At 57.2% G+C, this 14801-nt stretch carries 16 protein-coding genes, 3 tRNA genes and 1 riboswitch; of the genes, 11 read left to right on the top strand and 8 right to left on the bottom strand.

What is annotated here, in order from left to right:
* Positions 1–29: 29 nt before the first annotated feature.
* From I9182_RS15920 to I9182_RS15930, 3 genes are all read right to left on the bottom strand, one after another.
* On the bottom strand, positions 30–692 hold the full coding sequence (locus I9182_RS15920) for an HD domain-containing protein (RefSeq protein WP_209598927.1): 663 nt from the start codon (positions 690–692) through the stop codon (positions 30–32).
* Entirely contained in the window at positions 676–1776 is a 1101-nt protein-coding gene (aroC, locus tag I9182_RS15925; RefSeq protein WP_209598928.1) for a chorismate synthase, read from the bottom strand. Before aroC ends, I9182_RS15920 begins: the two co-directional genes overlap by 17 nt.
* Positions 1777–1903: 127 nt before the next feature.
* Entirely contained in the window at positions 1904–2344 is a 441-nt protein-coding gene (locus I9182_RS15930) for a 6,7-dimethyl-8-ribityllumazine synthase (RefSeq protein WP_209506973.1), read from the bottom strand.
* Between the two features lie 130 nt (positions 2345–2474).
* A riboswitch (FMN riboswitch) is annotated at positions 2475–2622 on the bottom strand.
* Between the two features lie 54 nt (positions 2623–2676).
* Between I9182_RS15930 and I9182_RS15935 the strand changes: the two genes are divergently transcribed.
* Positions 2677–3288: an FMN-binding negative transcriptional regulator gene (locus tag I9182_RS15935; protein ID WP_209598929.1), complete on the top strand. Its 612-nt coding sequence runs from the start codon at positions 2677–2679 to the stop codon at positions 3286–3288.
* Positions 3289–3307: 19 nt separating this feature from the next.
* Here the strand turns inward: I9182_RS15935 and I9182_RS15940 are convergent, their stop codons facing one another.
* A complete protein-coding gene (locus I9182_RS15940) occupies positions 3308–3754 on the bottom strand; it encodes a cytochrome C (RefSeq protein WP_209598930.1) in 447 nt (148 codons plus the stop codon).
* A 461-nt stretch (positions 3755–4215) separates the two neighbouring features.
* On the opposite strand from I9182_RS15940, the gene petA reads away from it, so the two are divergent.
* The 6 genes from petA (at position 4216) to I9182_RS15970 (ending at position 8529) form a co-directional block, all read left to right on the top strand.
* Positions 4216–4800 carry a ubiquinol-cytochrome c reductase iron-sulfur subunit gene (gene petA / locus I9182_RS15945; RefSeq protein WP_209506970.1) on the top strand — a complete coding sequence of 195 codons (585 nt, stop codon included), beginning with the start codon at positions 4216–4218 and terminating at the stop codon, positions 4798–4800.
* Between the two features lie 15 nt (positions 4801–4815).
* Positions 4816–6147, top strand: a complete 1332-nt coding sequence (gene petB, locus I9182_RS15950; protein ID WP_209506969.1) for a cytochrome b — start codon at positions 4816–4818, stop codon at positions 6145–6147.
* 17 nt (positions 6148–6164) lie between these two features.
* Entirely contained in the window at positions 6165–6956 is a 792-nt protein-coding gene (locus I9182_RS15955) for a cytochrome c1 (protein WP_209506968.1), read from the top strand.
* 198 nt (positions 6957–7154) lie between these two features.
* Positions 7155–7406 (top strand): PepSY domain-containing protein, encoded by a 252-nt coding sequence (locus I9182_RS15960; protein ID WP_209506967.1) that lies wholly within the window; start codon positions 7155–7157, stop codon positions 7404–7406.
* A 5-nt stretch (positions 7407–7411) separates the two neighbouring features.
* Positions 7412–7987 (top strand): cytochrome b/b6 domain-containing protein, encoded by a 576-nt coding sequence (locus I9182_RS15965; RefSeq protein ID WP_209598931.1) that lies wholly within the window; start codon positions 7412–7414, stop codon positions 7985–7987.
* Positions 7984–8529 (top strand): LuxR C-terminal-related transcriptional regulator, encoded by a 546-nt coding sequence (locus tag I9182_RS15970; RefSeq protein ID WP_209598932.1) that lies wholly within the window; start codon positions 7984–7986, stop codon positions 8527–8529. Before I9182_RS15965 ends, I9182_RS15970 begins: the two co-directional genes overlap by 4 nt.
* Here the strand turns inward: I9182_RS15970 and mtaB are convergent.
* Positions 8511–9767 carry a tRNA (N(6)-L-threonylcarbamoyladenosine(37)-C(2))-methylthiotransferase MtaB gene (gene mtaB / locus I9182_RS15975; RefSeq protein ID WP_209598933.1) on the bottom strand — a complete coding sequence of 419 codons (1257 nt, stop codon included), beginning with the start codon at positions 9765–9767 and terminating at the stop codon, positions 8511–8513. The two genes, I9182_RS15970 and mtaB, sit on opposite strands and share 19 nt — an antisense overlap.
* Positions 9764–10597: a diaminopimelate epimerase gene (gene dapF / locus I9182_RS15980; protein WP_209598934.1), complete on the bottom strand. Its 834-nt coding sequence runs from the start codon at positions 10595–10597 to the stop codon at positions 9764–9766. The genes mtaB and dapF overlap by 4 nt, the downstream gene beginning before the upstream one ends.
* 220 nt (positions 10598–10817) lie before the next feature.
* Between dapF and I9182_RS15985 the strand changes: the two genes are divergently transcribed.
* Positions 10818–10893: transfer RNA gene (locus I9182_RS15985), tRNA-Lys, on the top strand.
* Positions 10894–11112: 219 nt separating this feature from the next.
* Here the strand turns inward: I9182_RS15985 and I9182_RS15990 are convergent.
* Positions 11113–11188 (bottom strand) — tRNA-Thr (locus I9182_RS15990).
* A 238-nt stretch (positions 11189–11426) separates the two neighbouring features.
* Here I9182_RS15990 and I9182_RS15995 point away from each other — a divergent pair.
* The 3 genes from I9182_RS15995 to arsJ are packed head-to-tail and all read left to right on the top strand — an operon-like array spanning position 11427 to position 14517.
* Entirely contained in the window at positions 11427–12260 is an 834-nt protein-coding gene (locus I9182_RS15995; protein ID WP_209506962.1) for a helix-turn-helix domain-containing protein, read from the top strand.
* Positions 12257–13255, top strand: a complete 999-nt coding sequence (locus I9182_RS16000) for an ArsJ-associated glyceraldehyde-3-phosphate dehydrogenase (protein ID WP_209598935.1) — start codon at positions 12257–12259, stop codon at positions 13253–13255. Before I9182_RS15995 ends, I9182_RS16000 begins: the two co-directional genes overlap by 4 nt.
* Entirely contained in the window at positions 13252–14517 is a 1266-nt protein-coding gene (arsJ, locus tag I9182_RS16005; RefSeq protein WP_209598936.1) for an organoarsenical effux MFS transporter ArsJ, read from the top strand. The genes I9182_RS16000 and arsJ overlap by 4 nt, the downstream gene beginning before the upstream one ends.
* 191 nt (positions 14518–14708) lie before the next feature.
* On the opposite strand, the gene I9182_RS16010 is transcribed toward arsJ, so the two are convergent.
* A tRNA-Arg gene (locus I9182_RS16010) sits at positions 14709–14785 on the bottom strand.
* Between the last annotated feature and the right edge of the window lie 16 nt (positions 14786–14801).

The raw sequence follows: 14801 nt of genomic DNA on the forward strand, positions 1-14801 counted from the left end.
CTTTGCAGAAAAAAGATCAACGGGGTGGATCAGGTGATGGTCCACGAGTTCGGGATCGATGCGCCGATTTCCGCTGCAAAATCCTCAAGGAACTGAAACATTCGGCCCGCCCTCGCCTGCGCAATCTGCTTGCCGGCATCCGTCAGCATATCGTCCGGCAGGGTCAGCAGTTTGACCTTCCAGTGATCAATCGAATACCGCAGATCGTCCAGCGGGCGCGCCTCTGCGAATGGGTCAGCCGGATCATAAAGGACACGACCCAAAGCACCCGATACAGAAAATGTGCGCGCAATCCCGATGGCACCCAAGGCATCAAGGCGATCCGCATCCCGTAGGATCCGGGCCTCAAGCGTTTCAGGCGGGATGTTGGCCGAAAAGCTATGGGCCGCGATCGCATGTTGCGCGGCCTGAACCTGATCGTCGGAAAAGCCCAGGTTTGCCAGAATAGGCCCTGATTCAGCCGCTGACTGGCGTGAGGCAAACAGTCGGTTCGGGTCATTCTTGGGTAGGTTGACCAGATCATGAAGATAACAGGCTGCCAACAGGACGGGCATGTCCGCCTGAGCGTCTGCAATGGCCTGAGCATTGGTCCAAACACGATCCAGATGGGCCAGGTCATGGGCCGGATCAGTTTCCATGCGTTGCGCGACAACAGCACGCAAACGCGCGCGCAGATCAGCCGATCCGTCCACGGTTTTCTCCGATCTGACCACGGTGCAACAGCAGGTGGTCCAGGATGACACAGGCCATCATCGCCTCACCGACGGGAACAGCGCGGATGCCAACACAGGGGTCATGACGGCCCTTTGTGATGATCTCGGTCTCTTCACCGGATTTTGTAATGGTCTTGCGGGTGGTCAGGATCGAAGAGGTTGGCTTGACCGCAAAGCGCACGACAATGTCCTGCCCGGTCGAGATGCCGCCCAGAATCCCGCCCGCATGGTTCGAACTGTATTGAGGGCCGTTCTGTCCCATGAATATTTCGTCGGCGTTGGCCTCGCCCGTCAGTTCAGCCGCGGCCATGCCTTCGCCGATTTCGACGCCTTTGACCGCATTGATCGACATCATCGCAGAGGCAAGATCAGTGTCTAACTTGGCATAAACTGGCGCGCCAAGCCCTGCGGGCACGCCGCGCGCCACAACTTCGACAATTGCGCCGACCGAGTTGCCGGACTTGCGCAGGTCGTCCAGATAGGTGGCCCACTTCTCGGCGGCTTGCGCATCCGGTGTCCAGAACGGGTTCTGTTCGATCTGGGACCAGTCGAAATTGTCGCGCTCGATCTTATGCGGGCCGATCTGGGTCATATAGCCGGTGATCTGGACTTTGGGGGCGATCTGTTTGATCGCCTCGCGCGCCAATCCACCCGCAGCCACACGCGCTGCCGTTTCCCGGGCCGAGCTGCGCCCGCCGCCGCGATAATCCCGGATCCCGTATTTCTGCCAATAGGTGATATCGGCGTGCCCCGGGCGGAACTTGTCCATGATATCGCCATAGTCTCTCGAGCGCTGATCGGTGTTTTCGATCATAAGTTGCACGGGTGTGCCTGTAGTTTGGCCTTCGAACACGCCAGAAAGAATCTTGACCTGATCCGGTTCGCGCCGCTGGGTGGTGAACTTGTTCTGCCCCGGTTTGCGCTTGTCCAGCCAGTGCTGGATCATGGCCTCGTCGATGGTGACACCCGGTGGGCAGCCGTCGACAGTGGCGCCCAAGGCGGGCCCATGGCTTTCACCCCAGGTGGTGACGCGGAAAAGATGGCCAAAGCTGTTCATCGACATGGGGCGTGCTCCTTTGCGGATCGTGATTAGCGGGCAAGGCCCTCGGCCTCAAGCGGATTTGGCCGTTGACGGTTTGAACGCCGCCCGTCGGGCGGCGCATTTTTGAGTATTTTCGAAAAGATGAAGATCAGGCGGCCTGCGCGACTTTCGCACGGGTTTCTGAAATCATCAGCGCAGCCTGAGCAGCTTCGCGCCCTTTATGTACAAAATGGGTGCGGTAGATCGCATTGTGATGATCGGTTTCCTGATATTGGTGCGGGGTCAGCGAGACCGACAGGACAGGAACCCCTGTATCAAGCCCGGCGCGCATCAGGCCATCGACCACAGCCTGCGCAACGAAGTCGTGCCTGTAGATGCCGCCATCAACGACAAAGGCAGCGCAGGCGACGGCGGCATAGCGCCCGGTCCGGGCCAGATCACGGGCCATCAGGGGCATCTCGAACGCGCCGGGAACGTCGTAGACATCGACTTGTTCCGAGGGGACGAGTTCGAGGAAGCCGTCGAGCGCGCGGTCAACAATATCGGAATGCCAGTTGGCTTTGACAAAAGCATAGCGGGTGTGTGTCATCATGATCTCCTTTCAGTTTGGTGGCCTGCTGGCAGTCGCGAGAACCGGTTCCCACTTTTCGCTGCCAGCCCGGCATGACACGTCACCCAAGGCGATCACGAGCAGGCGCGCCGGTTCACCGGCGCGGCTTGCACGTTCTCTTTCATCCGGACTTTGACCGTCGGCTCTGGCGTCTCACCAGATCTGCTGACACCCCGCAAACCGGGGCCGCTCGCGGGCTTACGGGTCGTGGCCCGCATACCGCCGGTGGGGAATTCCACCCCGCCCTGAGAACGAGGCGGACCTTGCCAAGAACTGTCCGACGCTGCAAGAGATTTGACAGGAGGACATTCATGCACCCTAACCCCGCTTTCCGCGCCGAGGATCGAGCCCGGCATGTTGAATTCGCCCGCGACCGGGCGTTTGGCGTTCTGGCACTCTCTGCGGAAGAAGCGCCGTTATTAAGCCACGTCCCGTTTCTACTGTCCGAAGACGGCTCACTGGCTGACCTGCATCTTGTGCGTTCGAACCCTATTGTACGAGCGCTACGCGGCCCTCAACACGCAAAGATCGCGGTGCAGGGGCCGGATGCTTATGTTTCGCCCGATTGGTACGGTGTCGAAGATCAGGTTCCGACATGGAATTATGTCACCGTGCACCTGATCGGAAAGCTTGAGCTACGCCCGCAGGACGAGTTACGTGACGTGCTTGACCGCCAATCTGCGTTCTACGAAAAGCGGCTGCTGCCCAAGGCCCCATGGGGCACGGGCAAGATGTCCTCGGACGCGCTGAAGAAGATGATGCGCATGATCGTACCGTGCCGCATGCACATTGAAGATATTCAGGGCACCTGGAAGCTTGGTCAGAACAAACCCGAGGGCGCGCGAAATGCCGCCGCTGATCAGGTTTCTGCTGGCTTTGGCAGTGAAATCGCCCGGCTGGCCGCCTTGATGCATAAGGCATAGCCAGCACCAGGCACCGGGTTTACCGGGGGCTGAAGGTCGCCAGATAAGCGGCAATATCGTCTGCACCGTTCTTGAGTTTGACGCTCATGTTCGGACGAGCAGTTTCGTCATCCAGAAAATCCTGGATGAAGCCGATCGGATCCTGCGCATAGGCAACGATGTTTTCCTCGGTCCAGACCAGACCTTCTTCGCCGGCACGGATCATGTCATCCGTGAACATGCCGATCGGCAGGCGCTCGCTTCCATAGCGATATTCGTTTTCGGACCCGGCCACGCGACCGACGATGCCGTACAGATTCGGGCCGGTGATTCCACCTTTGACCAGAACTTCACCATCCTTGATGATCGCATGACACGAAGAACAACGGTTATATATCGCCTCACCTTTTGCGGGATCACCCGCGGCAAGGGTCTGAGTGGGAAGGGCCATTGTGCACAAGGCAGTGGCCAGAACGATCTTTGACATTGGGGTCTCCTTGCGGGAGTTCGCACGCCTTTTGCGCTTTCCTTTATTCGCGCGGAAAGTGCAACAGGTGAGGCGCGTGCAATTTGTGATTTAAATCATCTATTTAGCGAGTATGTTTTTGTTGAAAACAATCCCTGCTTAGCGGCGCTGATTATGTACCTTTTGGGCGCAAATCAGCGGCTCCCAAGACAGGCTTCAAATACCTGATCCGGGTGGCGTATGGCGGGGTGGGTACGCGAATCAATGGCGCAGGAAACAAAGTTGCCCACAAAGTCGCACGCGAGATTCACCAAAAAACACCGCCCGCAGCTGCTGGAAACGACACATGCGGCGTATTGCGCGTTTATGAACGCTGGACGAACACTATTCTCCCCGATAGTAAGCGCGGTTAAGACACCGCATTCGTGCGGTGCGCGAGCTATTTGCCCGTCCGCGGGCGCCAGACAATCGGAGATAACCTCGTGTCCCACGCAGAAGACCACGAAGGCACCCGCAGAGATTTCCTGTACTACGTCGCTGGCGGTGCAGGTGTCGTTGCAACGGGTGCAGCCGTATGGCCCCTGATCAACCAAATGAACCCATCGGCAGACGTTCAGGCGCTGTCCTCGATCCGTGTGGATGTGAGCGGTGTTGAGCCGGGTACGCAGCTGACTGTCAAATGGCTGGGCAAACCCGTCTTTGTCCGTCACCGCACCGGTGCCGAAATTCAGGAAGCCCAGGAACAGGACGCTGAAGGTGTTGATGCGCTGCCCGATCCGCTGGCCCGCAACTTTAACCTGAGCGCCGATGCCCCTGCGACCGACGCAAACCGCGTGATGCCATCGCCGGAAGGCGAAGCACCGGGTGCATGGGTCGTCCAGATGGGCGTTTGTACCCACCTCGGTTGTGTGCCTCTGGGTGATGCAGGCGACTTTGGTGGCTGGTTCTGCCCCTGCCACGGTTCGCATTATGACCTTGCCGGTCGTATCCGCAAAGGCCCCGCGCCTGAGAACCTGCCCATTCCGCCCGCAGAGTGGGTGGACAACGGCACAATCAAACTCGGCTAAGGGAGACCCAAACTTATGTCCGGAATTCCCCACGATCATTACGAGCCGAAGACAAACGGCGAGAAATGGCTGAACAGCCGCCTGCCGATTGTTGGCCTGCTGTATGACACCCTCATGATCCCGACCCCCAAGAACCTGAACTGGTGGTGGATCTGGGGCATCGTTCTGGCGTTCTGCCTGGCGCTGCAAATTGTCACCGGTATCATCCTGGTGATGCACTATACGCCGCATGTTGATCTGGCATTTGCCAGCATTGAACACATCATGCGTAACGTAAATGGCGGTTACTTTATTCGCTACCTGCACATGAACGGCGCATCGCTGTTCTTTGTTGCGGTCTACATCCACATCTTCCGCGGCTTGTTCTATGGCTCATACAAAGCCCCGCGCGAGATCACGTGGATCGTCGGTATGCTGATCTACCTGATGATGATGGGCACCGCCTTCATGGGCTATGTTCTGCCATGGGGTCAAATGTCCTTCTGGGGTGCGACTGTGATCACCGGTCTGTTCGGTGCCATTCCGTTTGTGGGTGACGCGATCCAGACCTGGCTGCTGGGCGGACCCGCGGTGGACAACGCCACGCTGAACCGCTTCTTCTCGCTGCACTATCTGCTGCCGTTCATCATCGCGGCTTTGGTCGTGGTGCACATCTGGGCCTTCCACACCACGGGCAACAACAACCCCACAGGAGTTGAAGTACGTCGCGGCTCGAAGGACGAGGCGAAGAAAGACACGCTGCCGTTCTGGCCGTATTTCGTGATCAAGGACCTGTTCGCGCTGGCCGTGATCCTGGTCGTGTTCTGGGCTGTTGTCGGTTTCATGCCGAACTATCTGGGCCACCCGGACAACTATATCGAAGCCAACCCGCTGGTTACGCCTGCTCACATCGTGCCTGAATGGTACTTCCTACCGTTCTACGCGATCCTGCGTGCCTTTACCGGCGAAGTCTGGGTCGTTCAGTTCGCCAGCTTCATCACCGGTGGCATCGTTGACGCCAAGTTCTTTGGTGTTCTGGCGATGTTTGGCGCGATCCTGGCCATGGCGCTGGCGCCTTGGCTAGACACGTCGAGCGTGCGTTCGGGCAAGTACCGTCCGATGTTGAAATGGTGGTTCTACCTGCTGATCATCGACTTCTTTGCCTTGATGTGGCTGGGTGCGATGCCTGCGGAAGAACCCTATGCGACCTTCTCGCTGATCGCATCGGCCTACTGGTTCGCCTATTTCTTCGTGATCCTGCCGATCCTCGGCGTGATCGAGAAACCTCTGGCCCAGCCCGAGACCATCGAAGAAGACTTCAACGCGCATTATGGCAAGGCTGACGCCGACGCCACGCCGGCCGAGTAAGAAGAGGGACCGGAAACATGTTCAAGAAACTTGCAATCGGCGCCGCGTTTGCTCTGGCTTTGACCCCTGCTGCTTCCATTGCAGCAGGTGGTGGTGAGCAGCATATCGAAGATTTCGCCTTCTCGTTCGAAGGCCCGTTCGGCACCTGGGATCAGCACCAGCTGCAACGTGGCTTGCAGATCTATACCGAGGTCTGCGCAGCTTGCCACGGTCTGCAATATGTGCCACTTCGTGACTTGGAAGCACTGGGTTACTCGGAAGAAGAAGTCATCGCATACGCTGCTGGCAACTTCGAAGTTTTCGACCCCGAGCTGGACGATTTCCGCCCAGCGATTCCGACCGACCACTTCCCGGCCAATACCGGCGTCGGTGCACCGGACCTGAGCCTGATGGCGAAGGCGCGTGCCGGTTTCCACGGGCCATATGGCCTGGGCATCAACCAGCTTGTCAAAGGCATGGGCGGTGCGGAATACATCGCGTCCTTGCTGCACGGCTACACCGGTCATGAAAAAGAAGAAGCAGGTACGGTGCTCTACGAAAACACTGCCTTCCCCGGCGGCTGGATTTCGATGGCGCCTCCGCTGGCTGACGAGCAGGTCGAGTTTGCGGACGGGCACTCGAACACGGTCGAGCATATGGCCGAGGATGTTGCCGCATTCCTGATGTGGGCGGCCGAGCCAAAGCTGACAGACCGAAAGAACGCGGGCTTTGTTGGTGTGATCTTCCTGACCGTTCTGTCGGTGCTGCTGTACCTGGTCAACAAGCGTCTCTGGGCGCCGCACAAGGGCAAACTCCGCAAGGAAGATTGATCGATCCGTCTATCCGGATTTTACTAAATCAGCCCCCGCACCGTCAGGTTGCGGGGGTTTTCTTTTGCCATGCCTCCATCAGCGCGCGCTTATTTTGCCGAAATAAGCCCCCGGTCAATGGATCGGACAGCTTCACCAGCGCACATCAGCCACAACGGCCGATCAATTGCCGTTTGTCTGAAACACGGAGTCACGACAATGAAACTACCTATTCTTTTTGCCTCAATACTAATTGCTTCACCGGTATTGGCGCTGGACCTTGCACCCGATGCCGAGCTTGGAAAGTCCGAAGCCGAAATTCGGCAAACGCTGACGGGCATGGGATTCGATGTCCGCAAAATCGAGACGGAAGACGGCAAGATCGAAGCCTATGTCGTCAAGGATGGTCAACTGGCCGAGGTTTACGTCGACCCCGCTAGCGGCAAAGTCGTCAAGATTGAGGACCAGTAACCGGAATGTCTGAAACACAATTCTCCCATCGTGGGCGCACAGGCGCCCACGAAGTTCAGGTTTGGGATCCTTTGGTCCGGTTGGTTCACTGGGTTGTAGCCTTGTGCGTTCTGATCAACGCGGCGATTTCTAATCCCGAGGGCGCGTTTCACGAATATGTAGGCTATGTCGTACTGGCTTTGGTCTTGTTGCGGTTGCTTTGGGGGTTAACGGGCCCGGCTTTTGCCAGGTTCACCGCCTTTCCTCTCAGCTCCCCTTCGGCCCTCAATCACCTGCGGGACATGGGGCGGGGTGATCGCAGCGTGCACCTTTCACACAACCCTTTGGGGGCCCTAATGGTCTATAACCTATGGGCGACACTGCTGGTTTTATGTGTGACAGGAATCATGATGGGGACGGTTCGATTCTTTGGCGTCGAATGGGTCGAAGGCCTGCACGAGCTGGCCTTCAACTGGCTGATGCTATCTGTTCTGCTGCATGTTGCCGGGGTTTTCATCGATCAGTGGCGAACTGGTGTCTCTTTGGCAAAGGCTATGATAACAGGGCGTAAGAATATACCTGAGGACTGGTCAATAAAATGATCAAATGGATCAGCAGCCATCGGCGGCCCGGCGATACAGACGCTCGCCGGGCTGTACTTATGTCGATAATGATCGTTGTTCAGGTACTTTGCGTGGTGTTTTACCTTGGCGACGTCGCCCTGGATTTAAAGGAAGGCGAAGGACCTTCTCACGTAAGTCTTGAGGCTTTTGTCGCATTTGTTCTGCTTGTCGGAATTGTCTTTTTCATGATTGAACTTCGACGCCTGCTGGCAAGGGTGGAACAGACCAAGCTTGGCCTTCAGGCCGCGCAGGGTGAAATGAGCGTGGTCATCAACACGTTCTTTGACCGTTGGGGGCTTACCGCTGCCGAGCGTGACGTGGGGCTCTTGGTTCTGAAGGGGCTGGATAACGAGAGTATCGCGCGCATCCGGGGGCGGGCCGTTGGGACCGTGCGCGCGCAGACCGCTTCGATCTATGCCAAAGCCGCGGTTGACGGGCGTGCGCAGCTGATAAGCGTATTCATGGAAGAATTGCTTGCCGCAGAAGGTGAGGCTGAGGAACTTCAGACAACCAAACTGTGATCATTCGCCCCAATGGCTCGGGCGGTTACGATCTGACCTTCGGGCTGAGGTGCATTGAACGTAACTTCGGTGAATTGTTCCGTCCGCCCCATATGCGGGTTCTCCATCAGGATCCGGTGAGTTTTGCCGATCTGTTTTGACAGGTGTTTCCTGACCTGAACGTCCCCAGCCGCACGCAGACGGGCTGCGCGATCCTTGATTACATTGCCGTTCACCTGCTGCGGGATACGGGCTGCTGGGGTGCCTTCGCGTTTCGAATATGGGAAGACATGCAGCCAGGTCAGATCGCAATCGGTAACCAGTTTCAGCGAGTTCTCGAAATGCGCTGCGGTCTCGGTCGGGAAACCTGCGATGATGTCGGCACCAAAGGTCATGTCGGGGCGCAGTTTCCGGGCCTCTTCGGTAAACCGGATGGCATCGTCGCGCAGGTGGCGACGCTTCATGCGCTTCAGGATCAGATCGTCACCATGCTGAAGCGACAGGTGCAGATGCGGCATCAGGCGTGGTTCGGTTGCGATGGCCTGCATCAGGTTTTCGTCCACTTCGATCGAGTCAATCGAACTGATCCTCAGGCGAGCCAAATCCGGCACCAGCTTCAGGATACGCATCACCAGATCACCCAGTTTGGGCTGCGCAGGCAGATCGGCCCCCCATGAGGTCAAGTCAACGCCGGTCAGCACCACCTCATGATAGCCCCGATCCACCAGCCGCTTGATCTGATCCACCACGACACCGGCAGGCACGCTGCGCGAATTGCCCCGGCCGTAGGGAATGATGCAGAAGGTGCAGCGATGGTCGCACCCGTTCTGGACCTGCACATAAGCGCGTGAGCGTGTGCCGAACCCGTCGATCAGGTGCCCGGCCGTTTCGGTGACAGACATGATGTCATCGACCTGAACGGTCTCGGTCTCACCGATAAAGTCGGCGGCCATGCCTTTCCAGGTTTCTGGCCGCATCTTTTCCGTGTTGCCGATCACCGCATCGACCTCGGCCATCTGCGCAAAGGTGTCGGGTTCTGTCTGGGCAGCGCACCCGGTGACAATCAGCCGGGCCTTCGGGTTTTCACGACGAAGTTTCCGGATCTCCTGTCGCGCTTTGCGCACAGCCTCAGCCGTGACGGCACAGGTGTTTATCACCACGGCATCCGTCAGTCCGGCTTGTTGCGACAGCTCTTTCATCGCCTCGGTTTCATAGGCGTTCAGGCGGCAACCCAACGTAGTGAATTTGGGCGGGTTCATCCCAGCGTCCTCAGGAACTCGGGCGACAGCGTTCCCGAGAAGACGTGACAGGTTGACCCGGTCATCCAGACACCATCCTCGCGCCAGTCAACCCAAAGGGTTCCGCCATCGAGATCAATCTGCACCTTTCGACCCGCCAGCCCACGCCGCGCCGCAGCCACCGCAGTTGCACAGGATGACGACCCTGATGCCAGGGTGATGCCCACGCCACGTTCCCACACCCGCATGCGGATGTGATCCGGACCCACGACCTGAGCCACCTGCACATTGGTGCGCGCAGGATACAAAGGATGGTGTTCATAGCGTGCGCCGAACTCGGCCAATGGTATCGCCTCGGCGTTTTCAACAAAGAACGTGCAGTGCGGATTGCCCATACCCGTCGCTGTCGGGGCGCCCTCGATTGGCAGTTCCAGCGTGTCCATCTCTTCAGCCAGCGGAATTTCGTGCCATTCCAACTGAGGAAGACCCATATTGACCGAGGTAAGCCCATCACCTGCGTCCTGCGCAAAAAGCGTTCCGCGTTGTGTTGTCAACGTCAGTTGGGTTTTGCCCGTCTCATCCATCAACATTCGCGCGATGCATCTTGTGGCATTGCCACAAGCCGCCGAAGTTGAGCCATCTGAATTGTAAAACACCAGATGCGCGTCAGCATTACCCTTTTCGATTACGGCCAGCTGATCGAATCCCACACCAAAATGCCGATGCCCGATTCCTCGGGCCAGCGCCGGGGTAATCGAAACATCCATCGTACGCGCGTCAACGATGACGAAGTCATTTCCCAGCCCATGCATCTTAACAAAGGGCAATCCAGTATCGAGTTTCTGTTGCATGGCGGCGATATAACGTCGGTCAGAACATGAATCCACCCTGTCGCGTAGAATCGTGAAAAAAGGGGTTGACCCCCCTGCGCCACCTGCCTAAGTAGGCCGCCTATCGGGTCGCTGGAAACACAGGCTGTTTCAGCGAAACGAGGCGCAAAATAAGGGCTTGAACCCGGTCGGGAAATTGCCGTAAAGAGCGCCACGGATCAACAAGATCCAACGAAAGAGTGGGCCGTTAGCTCAGTTGGTAGAGCAACTGACTTTTAATCAGTGGGTCGCAGGTTCGAATCCTGCACGGCTCACCACTTTTTTCCTTGCATTCAAAGGCCTTAATGGCTTCAAGCGGAGCGCTTTTCGATGCGAAGCGTTTCAGGATCAATAGACGCCATCAATATCATACACGTGCATCGACGTAAGCTAAAAATAGATGATTTGGGCTTAGAAGGTCGGCCTTAGGATGAGGTCAAAAACCTTGAAACCTACCCAAGAAAGCGAGTTGAGCGAATTCAAGATAATGGAAGAACTGGTGCCGCTGAAGGGACTCGAACCCCCGACCCCATCATTACGAATGACGTGCTCTACCAGCTGAGCTACAGCGGCGCCTTGAGTCATCCGGAACTGGTCTCTGCCGGATGAGATGGCTCATTTAAACTGTCAGCCTGAAGCCTGCAAGACCAGTTGTGTGCGTTCGGGCCTTTCCTCTCTTTTGACCAGATGTTGTCGTCAAGGTATTGGGCCAATGATCAATCCATTGGGGCGAGCTTCCAGTTTGTGAAATTTTTGTAACGACGCAAAAGTCGTTTTGACTCCATAACTATAATTCCATAATTCATGAAATATGATAACAGAAGTAATCGATCAACTGGCCATCCTTGGCCACCCACAACGTATCACCGTGTTTCGCATGTTGATGCGACGGTATCCCGACGCCGTTCCGGCGGGGGAACTGGCGTCGGAACTGGGGATTAAGTCCAGCACCTTGTCGAACTATCTCAACGCGTTGCTGCGATCCGGGCTGGTCAAGCAGGAACGCTCCGGGACATCACTGCTCTATTCGGTTGAAATGAAGAACGTGCAGCACATGTTCGATTTCCTACTCGTGGATTGCTGCCGTGGCCGACCCGATCTTTGCATGCCCTTGGCGAAAGGACGTGAAACCATGGCTGACCGAAAATTCAACGTGTTATTCATTTGCGTGGGTAATTCTGCCCGGTCGATCTTTGCCGAATCCCTTTTGCGGGATATCGGCGGGGATCGATTCACTGTCTATTCGGCCGGCATACGGCCGTTTTCCGAACTCAACCCGTTTGCAATTCAAGTTCTGCAAGACAAGGGGCACGATACTTCGGCGCTCCGCTCAAAGAATGTATCCGAGTTCTCGGGGCGGGACGCGCCTGAAATGGATTTCGTCTTTACGGTCTGCAATCAGGCTGCGAACGAAGAATGCCCCGCCTGGGAAGGCCAGCCAATCAGCGGTCACTGGGGCATGGCAGATCCGGTCAAGGCAGAAGGTACCGATGCCGAAAAAAGCCTGGCCTTTCAAAACGCGTACGGCGCGCTGAAACGTCGGATTCAAGCCTTTACATCACTGCCGGTTGAAAGCCTGGACCGGATCGCACTGCAATCCGCCGTTGATGAAATCGCGCGGTCGCCCCTTGAGGATGCACCATGACGACTTACGCTTTGAACGGCCTTGGCCGAATGGGGAAACTGGCCCTGAAGCCCTTGTTGGAACGGGGGGGTAAGATTGCCTGGATCAACGATTCTGTCGGCGATCCCCAGATGCACGCGCATCTGTTGGAGTTCGACACCGTGCATGGACGATGGGATGCAGAATTCAGCTTTGATGCCGACAGCATCACGGTCAACGGAACCCGCCTGCCGTTCATTGGCACAAAAGACCCGAGCGCATTGCCGCTGGACGGTGTTGACGTGGTGATCGACTGCACCGGCGTGTTCAAGACCGAAGCGAAGCTGGCACCGTATTTTGACGCTGGGGTGAAGAAGGTTGTTGTTTCTGCTCCGGTCAAGGACGGGCCGACAGCCAATATCGTCATGGGTGTGAATGACGGAACCTACGACCCCGCGGCGCATAGGATCGTGACGGCGGCCTCGTGCACGACAAACTGTCTTGCGCCTGTCGTGAAGGTCATTCACGAAAACCTGGGCGTCCGCCACGGATCGATGACGACGATTCACGACGTAACCAACACGCAGACAATCGTGGATCGGCCTGCCAAGGATCTCAGGCGCGCACGCTCGGCCCTCAACTCACTGATCCCGACCACAACCGGCTCGGCCACGGCCATCACTCTGATCTATCCGGAACTCAAAGGTCGTTTGAACGGCCATGCGGTTCGGGTGCCGTTGCTGAATGCCTCGCTCACCGATTGCGTGTTCGAGGTTGAGCGTGAAACCACCGTTGAAGAGGTCAACGCTTTCTTCAAAGCCGCTGCCGAGGGCGAACTGAAGGGCATTCTGGGCTATGAGACGCGCCCGCTGGTGTCCACCGATTACACCAATGACGAACGCTCTTCGATCATCGATGCGCCCTCGACCATGGTGATAAACGGGACGCAGGTGAAGATCTATGCGTGGTACGACAATGAGATGGGCTATGCACATCGGCTGGTGGATGTCGCGCTGATGGTCGGAGCATCATTGTGACGCAACGCCCCGAAGGACTGTCGGCCTATATCGCGGTCACGGCGGCCTATTGGGCCTTCATGCTGACCGACGGGGCGCTCAGGATGCTGGTGCTGCTGCACTTTCACACCATGGGCTTCACGCCGGTTCAGCTGGCCTATCTGTTTGTGCTTTATGAGATCGCAGGGATCGTCACAAACCTGGCCGCAGGCTGGATTGCCGCCCGGTTCGGGTTAACTTCCACCCTTTATGCGGGATTGGGGCTGCAGGTGGTGGCGTTGCTTGCCATGACGCAGCTTGATCCGCACTGGACCGTTACCGCCTCGGTCAGCTTTGTGATGATGGTGCAGGGGGCAAGCGGAGTGGCCAAGGATCTGGCCAAGATGTCGTCGAAATCATCGGTCAAGCTGCTGGCCCCGGCCGAGGGCGGAGGCCTGTTTCGGTGGGTCGCGGTGCTGACCGGATCAAAAAATGCCGTCAAAGGGCTGGGTTTCCTGTTGGGCGCGGCCATGCTGGCCACGTTGGGATTCATGGCGGCAATCCTGGTCATGGCGGCGGTTTTGGCACTGATTCTGTTTGCAGTTATCCTGTTCATGCCAGCGGGCCTGCCGAAGGGGCGAAAAGGGGCAAAATTCTCGGAAATATTGTCAAAATCCGCCAATGTGAACTGGCTATCCGCAGCGCGCGTCTTTCTGTTCGGTGCGCGCGATGTCTGGTTCGTGGTCGGCATTCCGATCTATTTCTACACCGTCCTGTCGGATGGCACCGACGACGGCAACCGTGCCGCGTTCTTCATGATCGGAACATTTATGGCGCTGTGGGTCATCCTCTATGGCGCAGTGCAGGCCTACGCGCCAAAGATCCTTCGTGCGGCGGATCGAACCGAAGGCGATTTGATCCGCGCGGCGCGCAGTTGGGCGAGTGCCCTTTTCTGCGTTCCTGCGGCTCTAACATTGGCCATATTGCTGTCACATGGGCCTGAAACCTGGCTGACCACAACGCTTGTGGCTGGGCTGCTGATCTTCGGAGCAATATTTGCGGTGAATTCATCGCTGCATTCCTATCTGATCCTGGCCTTCACCCGGTCTGAACGTGTGACAATGGATGTCGGGTTTTATTACATGGCAAATGCAACAGGCCGGCTGATCGGCACGGTTCTGTCCGGCCTGACCTATCAGATCGGAGGGTTGCCCTTGGTTCTCGGGACCGCGACCGTGATGGTTGCCCTTGCTGCGCTGACTTCAGGCAAACTGACGGACCAAACCTCCGAAGCACTGACGTGACCGTTTTTGAACGATACCTCTCAATCTGAATCGCCCTCGCCATGATTGGTGGCACCCTGATCGGGCAGGCTGCATAATGCTATCGAAGAACGAATGGCGGAAATTCAATATGTTTCGGCATATGCCTTAGCAAATCAAAACGGCAACGCTGGCCGCAGAAACCCGGTATCTGCTAAATTATCCGATTTTTCTGGTGACCCCGGCAGGATTCGAACCTGCAACCTGCCCCTTAGGAGGGGGCTGCTCTATCCAGTTGAGCCACGGGGCCGTGCCAGGCTCTCTGT

It is taken from the genome of Ruegeria sp. HKCCSP351, from assembly GCF_017872535.1.
Lineage (GTDB): Bacteria > Pseudomonadota > Alphaproteobacteria > Rhodobacterales > Rhodobacteraceae > Ruegeria.

Excerpts from the sequence above, each read along its gene's own strand:
- I9182_RS15935 (WP_209598929.1), top strand. The coding sequence starts at position 2,677 with ATGCACCCTAACCCCGCTTTCCGCGCCGAGGATCGAGCCCGGCATGTT.
- I9182_RS15970 (WP_209598932.1), top strand. The coding sequence starts at position 7,984 with ATGATCAAATGGATCAGCAGCCATCGGCGGCCCGGCGATACAGACGCT.
- I9182_RS15960 (WP_209506967.1), top strand. The coding sequence starts at position 7,155 with ATGAAACTACCTATTCTTTTTGCCTCAATACTAATTGCTTCACCGGTA.
- I9182_RS15930 (WP_209506973.1), bottom strand. The coding sequence starts at position 2,344 with ATGACACACACCCGCTATGCTTTTGTCAAAGCCAACTGGCATTCCGAT.
- aroC (WP_209598928.1), bottom strand. The coding sequence starts at position 1,776 with ATGTCGATGAACAGCTTTGGCCATCTTTTCCGCGTCACCACCTGGGGT.
- I9182_RS15955 (WP_209506968.1), top strand. The coding sequence starts at position 6,165 with ATGTTCAAGAAACTTGCAATCGGCGCCGCGTTTGCTCTGGCTTTGACC.
- I9182_RS15965 (WP_209598931.1), top strand. The coding sequence starts at position 7,412 with ATGTCTGAAACACAATTCTCCCATCGTGGGCGCACAGGCGCCCACGAA.
- I9182_RS15940 (WP_209598930.1), bottom strand. The coding sequence starts at position 3,754 with ATGTCAAAGATCGTTCTGGCCACTGCCTTGTGCACAATGGCCCTTCCC.
- mtaB (WP_209598933.1), bottom strand. The coding sequence starts at position 9,767 with ATGAACCCGCCCAAATTCACTACGTTGGGTTGCCGCCTGAACGCCTAT.
- dapF (WP_209598934.1), bottom strand. The coding sequence starts at position 10,597 with ATGCAACAGAAACTCGATACTGGATTGCCCTTTGTTAAGATGCATGGG.
- I9182_RS15995 (WP_209506962.1), top strand. The coding sequence starts at position 11,427 with ATGATAACAGAAGTAATCGATCAACTGGCCATCCTTGGCCACCCACAA.
- I9182_RS16000 (WP_209598935.1), top strand. The coding sequence starts at position 12,257 with ATGACGACTTACGCTTTGAACGGCCTTGGCCGAATGGGGAAACTGGCC.
- petB (WP_209506969.1), top strand. The coding sequence starts at position 4,816 with ATGTCCGGAATTCCCCACGATCATTACGAGCCGAAGACAAACGGCGAG.